We start from the raw sequence: 13085 nt of genomic DNA on the forward strand, positions 1-13085 counted from the left end.
TGGTCAGACCCACGTCGCCGGCACATGCGGCGCCAGCGGCGAGGCCGGCGCGGTGGTGCGCAGGAAGATTTGCGGGTTATCCGTGGCGACGAAGCCGGCGGCCGCAAACACCCCCTGCGACGGCGTGTTCTTGTCGGTCTTCAGTACCAGGCCGGACACCACCATGGCCGGCTGGGCTTCCAGCAGCACGGCGATCACTTCGCGCAGCACCGCCAGCTCGATCTCCATGCCGAGCACGCGGCAGCTCATGACAAATTGCGTGATGCAGTTACCCAGCGTGAACAACGCCCCCACCAGCCCGTATTCGGTGTAGCGGTCGCCGACCGAGAAGGCAAACACGCGCCCGCCCTGCGCCCAGTGCTGGTCGTAGTCCTCGGCCGAGCGGCGCGCGCCGACCGTGTTGAACTGGTTGGTCTTGTTGACCAGCTCCAGCACGCGGAAGAACTGCGGCGCCTCGCGGTTATGGATCTCCACCAGCTCCAGCCGGGTATTCAGCTGGCGCAGGAATTCTTCGCGCGGCATGGCGGCGCGCTCTTCATCGCGCTTGACCTTGCCGATCAGCGAGGCTTCGCGCTGGGCCGACTCGGCGCTCAGGCGGGCGATCTGCGTCTCCGGCGCCCAGGTCAAAATACGCTTGATGGCGAACGGATCGGCGCCGATCACCCGCATTTCCGGGTGCGCCATCTTGACCGCGTCGCGCTCGACCGGATTGTCGTCGACGAACACCACGTTCTTGGCCGTCAGCGACAACGCGTGCATGATGGTGGCGACATTTTCGGCCTTCGGCTGCCAGTTAATCTGCGGCACCAGGAAGTCGGAGAATTCAATGAACGGCAGCGGCACCACCTGGCGCCACTTGCCGGTCACCACCGCCTGGTCGTTCTTCGAGCACAGCGAAACGATGATGCCGCGCCGGCGCAGCTGGTTGATCGCGTCCCACACGCCCAACGGCCAGCCGAACATCTGCGGCCACGCGCCCTGCGGCTCGTAATGCTCGCCGACCAGGCCGCGCCACATGGTGTTGTCGAGGTCGAAAATCACCAGCTTGACCGAATCGGTCTGGTGGATCACGCGGTGGATGGTTTCCATCTGGCGGTACACGGCGCCGTAGAATTCGCCGACCTTGCCGTCGTAACGCGCCACCTTGTCGAGATTGCCGTCCAGGCGGTTCGGCGCGTCGCCGGAAAACTCCTGTTCGGCCTCGATGAACTCATCCAGGCCCAGCGGCACGCCATGGGTGAAGAAGTACACCACGTCATCGAGGAAGTATTTCTTGCCCATCGACGCGGCAATCATATTGACGTCGGCCAGGTAAGCGTTGGGCAGCTTGCGCAGCGCGTCGGCCAGGTAGAAATTCAGTTCGGTGACGATGCGCGTGATGTCGAGCGCACTGTCCTGGTCGCTCAGGCTGGGCGCCAGCTTGCCTTGCGGGACCACAAAATTGGAGACCACGGTCAGCAGCGAGCCGCTGTAGGCCAGCGCGTACTTCAGCAGGAAATCGATGTTGGCCTTGCCCACTTCCAGCCAGTCGCTGGCGCCGCCGGCCGGCGGGCGGATCACGCCATCCGTCAGCACATTGCGCAGCGGCAGCTGGATGTATTGCAGGTCAAACGTGGCCAGTTCTTCGCGCGACTTCTCCGGCAGCTGCATGGCGTTGCCGAAGATGATGTTGTCGACTTCCAGCTGCGGATTGAGCTTCTTGAATTCGCTGTCGTAGGCTTCGGCCAGACAGGAGCCGATCACAATGATCTTCTTCAGCCCGGTCGGGTTGACTTCCAGGTCGCGCGGAAACAGGTAATCTGCGGTGTGCATGGCGTCGCCGCCCGATCAGAAGTGCGACAGGTCGAAATGCAGGTTGGCGCTGGCCAGCAGCGCCTGGCGCGCCAGCCGCGTTTCCATATTGCGCGCCGGATGGCGGATGTACAGCTCCATCATCACCTTGACCACCAGCTCTTCATTCGAGTTACCGCGACGCATATTTTCCGGCGCGTCGGCGGGGGTCTTGTGGATCACCACGCCGTCGGTGGCAACGTGCGTTAGCGTGCAGCCTTTTTGCAGCACGCTCAGCAGGAAGTCCCAGTCTTCGTAGATCACCATGTCCGGATTGTTGGTGACGCCGTCCAGCACGTCACGGCGGTAGGCGATGCAGCTGTTGGGAATGCGGTTGCGGATATAGACGCTGTCGTCGGTGGCGTCGGCGATCGACACCTTGTGGGTCGGGCCTTGCGGCTCGGGCGGCGTCACCGCACGGTTCTCGAACTGCACCTGCAGGTCGCAGAACAGCAGTTCCGGACGGTCGCCCTGGTCCAGGCGCGCCTTCAGCTTGGCCAGGTGGTCCGGCATGAAGGTGTCGTCGTCGTCGAGGAAAATGATGTAGTCGCCGGTGGCGATGGCCTGGCCCATGTCGCGGCTCGGCGCCGGACCGGGACGGCCACTGCAGCGCAGCACGTAGTCGAAACGGCCGCTGAAGTGCGCCAGATGATTGTACGGCGGGATATACGTGGCGCTGTCGGACACGATCACGATCTTGAAGTCCTGGCAGGTCTGCGCGATCAGCGATTCCAGCGTGCGCTGCAGCAGCACCGGCCGGTCATGGGTGGGGATGATGATGGTAAACACGTAGCCGGGCTCCGACAGGTTAATGGGTAGTAATCAAGGTTCGCGGATCGATTCGTCCAGCGCGCGCGTCAGCGGATACAGCAGGTAGGACATCACGGTGCGGTGTCCCACGACGATCTCGGCCGACACGGTCATGCCGGGCAGCAGCCGCACGCCCGGCGGCAGCCGGTTCAGCTTGCCGGTGTACGGAATCCGGCTCAGGTAATAGGCGTCCAGCCCGCCGCCGCTGGTGTCCTTGGTCTCGCGCTTGAACGAATCCTGGCTGATGGTGCGCACTTTGCCTTCCAGCATGCCGTGCTTCATGAACGAGAACGCGTCGACCTTCAGGTGGACGTCGGCGCCCGGCTTGATGTAACCGATGTCGACCGAATCGATCTGCACTTCGGCTTCCAGGTCGGCGCCCAGCGGCACCAGCGTGAACAGCGGCTCGGCCTCGCGCACCACCGACCCGACCGACAGCTTGCCGATTTCCAGCACCACACCGTCGGCCGGCGCCACCATCTGGATCAGCTTGAGGTGGCGGTCGGCCTTGGCCAGCTGCTCGGTGACGCCGGCGCGGTCGCGCGAGGCGCTCAGCAAGTCTTCCATCGCCTTCTGGCGCCAGCTCTTGCCGAAGGCGGCGCGCTCGGCTTCGGCCGAGGCCAGTTCGCTGGCCAGTTCGACCGCCTTGTTGCGTTGCATGTCCATGTCGCGCTCGACTTCGAGGCGGCGGTCGCGCGCTTCCAGCAAGTGCATCTTGGCACCGAACTGCTCGGCCATCAGCTGCTCCTGCATGGCTTCGACTTCGCGCAGCGACTTGACGCGCTCGGCCAGGATCACCTGGTCGTGCTTGTTGGTCAGCATGCTGGCCTTGAGGCGGGCGATGTTCTGGTCCATCTTGCTCTGCTGGGCCGCGAAATTGGCCTGGCGCTCGCTCGACAATTGCGACTGCAACTGGGCGTCGGCGCTGCTCTTGCCGACGTCGGCGGCGCCGCGCTGGCCGGACAGCTCGGCGCGCAGGCCGGCGGTCTGGTTGTCCAGACTTTCCAGGCGACTACGCAGCTGGCTCTCGTCGGCGGCGTTGAAGGTCGGGTCCAGCGTGGCCAGCACCTGGCCCTTGCGCACCACCTGGCCAACGCGCACGTCGATGCTCTGGATGATCGAGGTGTCCAGCGGCTGCACCACGATGTTCGGCAGCGGATTGACCAGCTTGCCATGGGCGATGACGATCTGGTCGATCGGCGACAGACTGGCCCAGACGATGAAGGCGGCAAACGCCAGCAGCAGCACATGCAGCGTGATGCGCACGAAGCGCGGCAGCGGCCCGCGCTCGATGGCGTCGGCATCCGGCAGGAATGCGACCTCGGTCTCGTCCTTGGCGCGACGCGCCCGGCTCACAGGTGACTTGTTTGCTGGTTCCATAAGTGCTGGTAGGTTTCGCTGCGGGTAAGCAATTCTTCATGACGGCCGGCATCGACCAGGCGGCCCTGCTGCATGACCATGATCTTGTCGGCGTTGACGAGAGTCGACAGGCGGTGTGAAATCATCACCACCGTGCGGCCGACGGCGATTTTTGCCAGGTTGCTGATGAAAATCGCTTCCGATTCCGGGTCCAGCGCCGAGGCGGCTTCGTCCAGGATCAGGATGCGCGGACGGGCCACCAGCGTGCGGGCGATCGACAGCCGCTGCTTCTGGCCGCCCGACAGGTTCGAGGCGTTCTCTTCCAGCACGGTGTCGTAGCCCTGCGGCAGGCGTTCGATGAATTCGTCGGCGCCGGCCGCCTGGGCGGCGGCCACCAGTTCTTCAAAGCTGGCGTCCGGCTTGGTGACCGACAGGTTTTCGCGCACGGTGCCGCGGAACAGGAAGTTCTCCTGCAACACGACGCCGATCTGGCGGCGCAAATGCGCCAGCTCGATCTCGCGCGCATCGATGCCGTCGAAGCGGACGATGCCTTCCTGGACCGGATACAGTCCCTGGATCAGCTTGGTCAAGGTGGTCTTGCCGGAGCCGCTGCGGCCGACGATGCCGACCACCGTGCCCTGTTCGATGGTGAAGCTGGCCTTGTCCAGCGCCAGCGCCTGCGCACCCGGATAGCGGAAAGTCACGGCGTCGAACTTGATCTCGCCTTCCAGCACCGGCCGCAGGCCGTTGGCGCCGGCGCGGCCTTCCGGCGCGCGATTCATGACCTCGCCCAGCATGCGCACCGACAGCGCGGTTTCCTGGTATTCGTTGACCAGGCCGACCAGCGAGATCAGCGGCTGGGTGACGCGGCCCGACAGCATCTGGAAGGCGATCAGCGCGCCGACCGACAGCGTGTTGTCGAACACGTCGGCGGCGCCGACCACGATGATCAGCACCGGCAGCAGCTTGCCGAGGAAGTCGGTGACCGAGTTGCCGGCGATGGAAATCTGGCCGACGCGGAAGTGCATGGTGATCGCTTCAGCCGAGCGCTGGTCCCACACGCGGCGCTGCGACGGCTCGATCGCCAGCGCCTTGACAGTACGCATGCCGTGGATGGTTTCCACCAGCATGCCCTGGCGCTGGCCCTCGGCCGAGTACAGCGCTTGCAGGCGGCGGTTGAAGGTCGGCACCATGGCCAGCACCACGCCGGCGATCAGCGCGGCGAAGAACAGCACCAGCGAGGCCAGCTTGACAGAGTAGCTGAACAGCACCGGAATGAACACCAGCAGCGCGATCACGTCCAGCGCCGTGAAGAACAGGCGGCCGGTCAGGAAGTTGCGGATTTTTTCCAGCTGCTGCATGTGGCGCGTGACCACGCCGGCGCTGGTGGTCTCGAAAAAATCGATCGGCAGCGACAGCAGGTGGCCGAACACGCGGCGCGTCAGCCGCATGTCGATCTTGTTACTGGCCGCCAGCGTCAGCGTCTGGCGCAGGAAACCGAAGGTGGCGTCGAACGCCAGCGCCATGATGATGCCGACCGACAGCACCTGCAGCGTGGTCACGCTGCGGTGGGTCAGCACCTTGTCGATCACCAGCTGGAAGAAGATCGGCGAGGCCAGCGCCAGCAGCTGCATGGCAATGGCGGCGATGAAGATGTCGCGGAAGGCGGCTTTTTGTTTGAGGATTTCGGGAATGAACCAGCGCAGGCCGAACGGCTGGTTGGGGTCGCTGAGCTTGTGCTGGCGTTTGATGAACAGCACATCGCCCTGCCAGCGCTGCTCGAAGTCGCTGCGGCTGACCAGCACCACCACCGCGTTGGCGCTGGCCGGGTTGAGCACCGCCACATGGTCCTGGCCGCCGTTTTCCCCCGGCTTGACGCCGACCACGATCACCGAATTGCCGTCCACCAGGCGCGCCATCAGCGGGAACACGCCGCCTTGCGCCATCAGGCGCGACCAGGTCAGCTGGTCGGCCTTGGCTTTCAAACCGATATCCGAGGCGATGCGCAGCAAGGCGCCGACGCCGGGTTCCTCGGCGCGCAGCGCGTTTTCATCGATCAGGCGTTCCGGACTTATCTGCAGACCATGATGCTGGGCAATCGCAGTCAGGCACTGGATCGCGGTATGGGGAAATTTAGCTTGCATAGGCATCGATGTGGGTAAAAAGCGGGAACCAAGCCGACACGCGCACGCGCTCGTTCCAGCTGTGGGATTTTAACCTAGTGCACGCCTTCCTCGGGCGAATTTGTTGTTTGGAAGCACAACCCGGTTTACCCCGCTGTTCCGGCGATGGCGGGCGCGAAAATGGCCGGGCAAAAAAAAACGGCAAGGCCCGCAGGCCTTGCCGTTTCTGTTACCGCGCTGTCAGATTACTTGGCTGCCAGCAGGCCGTGTTGCGCGCCGTTTTGCAGTGCTTTCAGACGCAGCGTCTCTTCCGTCGAAGCCGAGTGGCTGGCCGCGGTCAGCTTGTTCTCGTAGCTGCCGATGGCGCTGGCCAGGGCGGCCACCGAACCGTTGCTGCTGGTTGGGACTTCCAGCTTGGTGCTGCCGCTGGTAGCCGGCTGGCTGGTGTAGCTCGACATCGCCGACGACAGGTTGCTGACCGAGCTGGTCAGGCTGCTGCTGGTGGCGCCGGCGCTGAACCAGACGTCCGCTGCGGTGTGGCTGGCGCCGTCGGCGGTCTCGTAGGTCGAAGTCAGACCGACGATGTTGCCGTTGTTCAGCGACGGGTTGTGCTTGGCATCCAGGTTCAGCTTGGTGATGTTCAGATCGGCCAGCGATTTGAGTTCATCAGCCTGGCTGACACCGTCGCCGTTGGCATCGACCCACACTTGCAGTTTCGAGAACTGGCTGTCTTTGGCATCGACCACGCCGTCGCCGTTGGTATCCAGTTCCGCCAGGGCGGCGTAGCCGTTCGAGGCTTTGCTGCCGTTGGCCAGCGTGGTGCCCGAGCCGAACAGTTCGCCACCATTGTTGATGGTGCCGTCACCGTTGCGGTCCAGGACCAGCAGGCCGTCGCCACCGCCAACCCAGCCGGTGCTGACTTTGCTGCCGTTGGCCAGCATGTCGAACTGCACACCTGCCGTCGAGCTGATGGTGTCGATGCCGTTGCCGTTCAGGTCCAGCACCAGCGGCGTGAAGGTCGGCAGCGCGGAGATCTGGTCGGTGCTCATCGCCTGGACTTGCGACGAGGTCAGCGCATGGATCTGCGAGGTGGTGAACGAATGCACCTGGTTCGTGCTCAGGCCGGCGATCTGTTCGGTCGTCAGGCGCGAGAACTGGGCGGTGCTCAGGGCTGCGATGGAGCTGGTGTTCATCAGACCCAGATCAGCCACTTCGATCGCCTGCACGCCGGCGGTGGACAGCGCGCGGACTTGCGCGGTGGTCAGCGAATTCAGCTGCTCACTCGACAGGGCCACGATCTGCGCGGTGGTGATACCGGACGCCATCACGGCGGTGCTGAGTGCTGCCAGCTGGCCGTTGGTGAAGCCGATGATCTGCTCGGTGCTCAGGGCAGCCACTTGCGAGGTCTTCAGTGCGGCAACCGACGCGGTTTTCAGCACGGCCAGGTCTTCGGTTTCCAGCACGGCGACGCTGGCGGTGCTCAGGGCAGCCACTTGCGACGAGCTCAGGACCGCAGCCTGGTTGGTGCTCAGCGCCACTGCCTGTTCGGTGCTCAGGCTGTTGACCTGGGCCGTGGTCAGCACTTGCACGCTGCTGGTGTTCAGCACGTTGAACTGATTGGTGGTCAGGGCGCGAACCTGGGCGGTGCTCAGGGAAGCGACCGACGCCGTGGTCAGCGCGTTGAGGTCTTCGGTTTCCAGCGCGGCGATCGCTTCGGTGGTCAACGACACCACTTGACGGCTGCTCAGCGCGGCTGCCTGGTTGGTGGTCAGCGCCACCACCTGCTCGGTGGTCAGGGCCTTGATGGCGGCGGTGCTGATCGCAGCAGCCTGACTCGAGGTCAGCTGGCCGATCTGCTCGGTGGTCAGGCCGGTGATCTGGGTCGATTTCAGGGCTGCGATGCCGGCAGTGGTGATGCTGCTGACGTCCGCCGCGTCGATCGCCGCCACGTTGGTCGACGACAGCGCGCTGATTTGCGCGGTGGTCAGGCCAGCGAACTGGTTCGAGGTCATCGCCACGATCTGGTTGGTGGTCAGGCCCGATGCGACGTCGAGGGTGCTCATCGCGGCGAACTGGCCGGTGGTCAGACCCTGGACCTGCTCGGTGGTCAGTGCAGCAACCTGGGCGGTGCTCAGGGCGCTGAACGACGCGGTTTTCAGCGCGACCAGATCTTCGGTTTGCAGCGCAGCGATCGACTCGGTGGTCAGCGAGCGGACTTGAGCGCTGCTCAGTGCGCTAGCCTGGCCGGTGGTCAGGGCAACGATTTGCTCGGTGGTCAGGGCGACGATCTGGGCGCTGCTCAGACCAGCGATGGTCGAGGACTTCAGTGCGGCGAAGTCTTCGGTTTCCAGCGCGGTGATCGCGGCGGCGGTCAGCGAATTGACCTGTGCGCTGCTCAGTGCGGCTGCCTGGTTGGTGGTCAGCGCGACGACTTGCTCGGTGGTCAGCGCCTTGATGGCGGCGGTGCTGATGGCGGCAGCCTGGCTCGAGGTCAGCTGGCCGATCTGCTCGGTGGTCAGACCGGTGATCTGGGTCGATTTCAGGGCTGCGATGCCGGCAGTGGTGATGCTGCTGACGTCGCCGGCTTCAATCGCGGCCAGGTTGGCGGACGACAGTGCGCCAACTTGCACGGTGGTCAGGCCGGCGAACTGGTTCGAGGTCATCGCCACGATCTGGTTGGTGGTCAGGCCCGAGGCGACGTCGAGGGTGCTCATTGCGGCGAACTGGGCGCTGGTCAGGCCCTGGATCTGTTCGGTGGTCAGGGCAGCGACTTGACCGGTGCTCAGCGAAGCGAAGGCGGCGGTTTTCAGTGCAGCCAGGTCTTCGGTTTGCAGGGCGGCGATCGACTCGGTGGTCAGCGAGCGGACTTGAGCGCTGCTCAGTGCGCTAGCCTGGCCGGTGGTCAGGGCAACGATTTGCTCGGTGGTCAGGGCGACGATCTGGGCGCTGCTCAGACCAGCGATGGTCGAGGACTTCAGTGCGGCGAAATCTTCGGTTTCCAGCGCGGTGATCGACGCGGCGGTCAGGGCGTTGACTTGAGCGCTGCTCAGTGCGGCTGCCTGGTTGGTGGTCAGCGCGACGACTTGCTCGGTGGTCAGCGCCTTGATGGCGGCGGTGCTGATGGCGGCAGCCTGGCTCGAGGTCAGCTGGCCGATCTGCTCGGTGGTCAGACCGGTGATCTGGGTCGATTTCAGGGCTGCGATGCCGGCAGTGGTGATGCTGCTGACGTCGCCGGCTTCAATCGCGGCCAGGTTGGCGGACGACAGTGCGCCAACTTGCACGGTGGTCAGGCCGGCGAACTGGTTCGAGGTCATCGCCACGATCTGGTTGGTGGTCAGGCCCGAGGCGACGTCGAGGGTGCTCATTGCGGCGAACTGGGCGCTGGTCAGGCCCTGGATCTGTTCGGTGGTCAGGGCAGCGACTTGACCGGTGCTCAGCGAAGCGAAGGCGGCGGTTTTCAGTGCAGCCAGGTCTTCGGTTTGCAGGGCGGCGATCGACTCGGTGGTCAGCGAGCGGACTTGAGCGCTGCTCAGTGCGCTAGCCTGGCCGGTGGTCAGGGCAACGATTTGCTCGGTGGTCAGGGCGACGATCTGGGCGCTGCTCAGACCAGCGATGGTCGAGGACTTCAGTGCGGCGAAATCTTCGGTTTCCAGCGCGGTGATCGACGCGGCGGTCAGCGAATTGACCTGTGCGCTGCTCAGTGCGGCTGCCTGGTTGGTGGTCAGCGCGACGACTTGCTCGGTGGTCAGCGCCTTGATGGCGGCGGTGCTGATGGCGGCAGCCTGGCTCGAGGTCAGCTGGCCGATCTGCTCGGTAGTCAGACCGGTGATCTGGGTCGATTTCAGGGCTGCGATGCCGGCAGTGGTGATGCTGCTGACGTCGCCGGCTTCAATCGCGGCCAGGTTGGCGCTCGACAGCGAAGCAACTTGCACGGTGGTCAAACCAGCGAACTGGTTCGAGGTCATGGCCACGATCTGGTTGGTGGTCAGGCCCGAGGCGACGTCGAGGGTGCTCATCGCGGCGAACTGGGCGCTGGTCAGACCCTGGATCTGTTCGGTGGTCAGGGCAGCGACTTGACTGGTGCTCAGCGAAGCGAAGGCGGCGGTTTTCAGTGCAGCCAGGTCTTCGGTTTGCAGGGCGGCGATCGACTCGGTGGTCAGCGCGCGGACTTGAGCGCTGCTCAGTGCGCTAGCCTGGCCGGTGGTCAGGGCAACGATTTGCTCGGTGGTCAGGGCGACGATCTGGGCGCTGCTCAGACCAGCGATGGTCGAGGACTTCAGTGCGGCGAAGTCTTCGGTTTCCAGCGCGGTGATCGCGGCGGCGGTCAGCGAATTGACCTGTGCGCTGCTCAGTGCGGCTGCCTGGTTGGTGGTCAGCGCAACCACTTGTTCTGTGGTCAGCGCTTTGATGGCGGCGGTGCTGATCGCAGCAGCCTGGTTCGAGGTCAGCTGGCCGATCTGCTCGGTGGTCAGGCCCGTGATCTGGGTCGATTTCAGGGCAGCGATGCCGGCGGTGGTGATGCTGCTGACGTCAGCGGCTTCAATCGCGGCCAGGTTGGCGCTCGACAGCGAAGCAACTTGCACGGTGGTCAAACCAGCGAACTGGTTCGAGGTCATGGCCACGATCTGGTTGGTGGTCAGGCCCGAGGCGACGTCGAGGGTGCTCATCGCGGCGAACTGGGCGCTGGTCAGACCCTGGATCTGTTCGGTGGTCAGGGCAGCAACCTGGCCGGTGCTCAGCGACGAGAACACGGCGGTCTTCAGTGCGGCCAGGTCTTCGGTTTGCAGGGCGGCGATCGACTCGGTGGTCAGCGCGCGCACCTGGGCGCTGCTCAGTGCGCTAGCCTGGCCGGTGGTCAGGGCGACGACTTGTTCCGTGGTCAGGGCGACGATCTGGGCGCTGCTCAGACCGGCGATGGTCGCAGTTTTCAGCGCGGCGAAGTCTTCGGTTTCCAGCGCGGTGATCGACGCGGCGGTCAGCGCGTTGACCTGTGCGCTGCTCAGGGCGGCTGCCTGGTTGGTGGTCAGCGCCACGACTTGCTCGGTGGTCAGGGCCTTGATGGCGGCGGTGCTGATCGCAGCAGCCTGGCTCGAGGTCAGCTGGCCGATCTGTTCGGTGGTCAGGCCCGTGATCTGGGTCGATTTCAGGGCTGCGATGCCGGCGGTGGTGATGCTGCTGACGTCAGCGGCTTCAATCGCGGCCAGGTTGGCGCTCGACAGCGAAGCAACTTGCACGGTGGTCAAACCAGCGAACTGGTTCGAGGTCATGGCCACGATCTGGTTGGTGGTCAGGCCCGAGGCGACGTCGAGGGTGCTCATCGCAGCGAACTGGGCGCTGGTCAGACCCTGGATCTGTTCGGTGGTCAGCGCGGCAACCTGGCCGGTGCTCAGCGACGAGAACACGGCGGTCTTCAGTGCAGCCAGGTCTTCGGTTTGCAGGGCGGCGATCGATTCGGTGGTCAGCGAGCGCACTTGGGCGCTGGTCAGCGAGTTAGCCTGGGCGGTGGTCAGTGCAACGGCTTGTTCGGTGGTCAGGGCGGCGATCTGGGTGCTGCTCAGGCCGGCCAGGGTGGCGGTCTTCAGTGCGGCGAAGTCTTCGGTTTCCAGCGCGGCAAACGAGGCGGTGCTCAGTGCGCTCAACTGGCGGCTGTTCAGTGCGCCAGCCTGGTTGGTGGTCAGCGCGACGATTTGTTCGGTGGTCAGGATTTTGACTTGGCCGGTGGTCAGGCCTTGGAGACCGGTGGTGCTCAAAGCGGCAAAATTGGTCGCACTCAGCAATGGCACATTGGCGCTCGAAATGGCGCCAACTTGGGTCGAGGTCAGTACTTGGAACTGATTGGTGGTCAACGCCGCCATCTGTTCGGTGCTGAGCGCCGCAATATCTGCAGTCGAGATGGTCACCACTTGTTGGGTGCTCAGACTTGCAAGCTGATTGGTGGACATACTGGTAATGACGCTCATTGCATTTCTCCTAGAAGGGCGCTGATTCGATTTGCTGTCCGAAAACATCTGGTGCACGGCCCTACCGTTGCATCCGCGTCTTCCGCCAGTGGCATATTTGCCGTTTAACTACTTATTAGGTATTACTTGCCGCGAACGCAAAACCGCGTGCGCACACATTCTTAACGTCAACATATTGCTCAACTTGAGTAAACCCGAGAAGATTTATTGCCTCCTCCCAACTCAACATCGAGCCTAAAACTCGTCCTGCTTGATTACAAGGCGACCGTCACGAGTCTTCCACTAAGTAAACTTATTCCCATACGGAAAAAAAACTCACGAAATCTTGCCGCTGCCGTTCAAAAATCACCAAGTGCTTGAAAGCATTCGTTTTTTTCTTTGAAACGTGTGTAAAACGACGTAAAAAACTTGCTATGGAGGGCTAGTATAGCGGATTAAATTTCCGCAAGGAATTTATTTGCAAGCCTGTCGCCGCGCCGCCACGCTTAAAATAACAATGTTCAGCGGCTATCAACCATGTTGATTTGTCTACGACGGCGAGCGCAGCTGGATAAGGCCAGACTGTGCCTCAGTGATATGACGCGATGATGACGTATGGAAATTTTCTATTGCGCTGCAGCGGTCTGGTGGCGGCGCCGCCACAACACCGCGAGGGTGGCGGCTAGGAGCACCAGCGCAAATGCATTCATGACAACAGTGGCGTTGGCGAATTGCATCACCACGCCGAGACTGACGCCGGCTTTGACGCTGAAGGTCGGACCTTCGCCATGGGGAAAATAGCTGAACAGCTGCACACTATAATAGAGCGCCCCGCCCCACAGGCCGAAACGCGCGCGCCGCAGCGACAGCACGCCGGCCAGGAAACCCAGCAGCGCCACCCCGTGCAGCAGCATGTCGCCGGTGGGCGCCGCGGCGCCGAGCAGGCCCAGGCTGACGGCCAGCGCCAGCCCGCTGTTCAGCAACAATACCCGGGCCAGCCATTTTTCCAGTGCCTGCATCCTGT

6 protein-coding genes are annotated in these 13085 nt (G+C 63.6%); all 6 read right to left on the reverse strand.

Going from position 1 to position 13085, the window contains the following annotated elements:
- Nucleotides 1–3: 3 nt before the first annotated feature.
- On the reverse strand, nucleotides 4–1812 hold the full coding sequence (locus tag HH213_RS09685; RefSeq protein WP_169112115.1) for an HAD-IIIC family phosphatase: 1809 nt from the start codon (nucleotides 1810–1812) through the stop codon (nucleotides 4–6).
- A 15-nt stretch (nucleotides 1813–1827) separates the two neighbouring features.
- The gene (locus HH213_RS09690; RefSeq protein ID WP_110845769.1) at nucleotides 1828–2619 is read right to left on the reverse strand and encodes a glycosyltransferase family 2 protein; all 792 of its coding nucleotides are present in this window, start codon (nucleotides 2617–2619) and stop codon (nucleotides 1828–1830) included.
- Nucleotides 2620–2652: 33 nt separating this feature from the next.
- A complete protein-coding gene (locus HH213_RS09695; protein WP_229263375.1) occupies nucleotides 2653–3996 on the reverse strand; it encodes an HlyD family type I secretion periplasmic adaptor subunit in 1344 nt (447 codons plus the stop codon).
- Nucleotides 3993–6143, reverse strand: coding sequence for a peptidase domain-containing ABC transporter (locus tag HH213_RS09700; protein WP_110845771.1), 2151 nt, complete (start codon nucleotides 6141–6143; stop codon nucleotides 3993–3995). Before HH213_RS09700 ends, HH213_RS09695 begins: the two co-directional genes overlap by 4 nt.
- Before the next feature lie 224 nt (nucleotides 6144–6367).
- Nucleotides 6368–12082, reverse strand: coding sequence for an SPM autocatalytic domain-containing protein (locus HH213_RS09705; RefSeq protein ID WP_169112116.1), 5715 nt, complete (start codon nucleotides 12080–12082; stop codon nucleotides 6368–6370).
- 605 nt (nucleotides 12083–12687) lie between these two features.
- Nucleotides 12688–13080 carry a hypothetical protein gene (locus HH213_RS09710; RefSeq protein WP_169112117.1) on the reverse strand — a complete coding sequence of 131 codons (393 nt, stop codon included), beginning with the start codon at nucleotides 13078–13080 and terminating at the stop codon, nucleotides 12688–12690.
- Nucleotides 13081–13085: the final 5 nt, after the last annotated feature.

Origin of the sequence: Duganella dendranthematis (assembly GCF_012849375.1) — a bacterium.
Lineage (GTDB): Bacteria > Pseudomonadota > Gammaproteobacteria > Burkholderiales > Burkholderiaceae_D > Rugamonas > Rugamonas dendranthematis.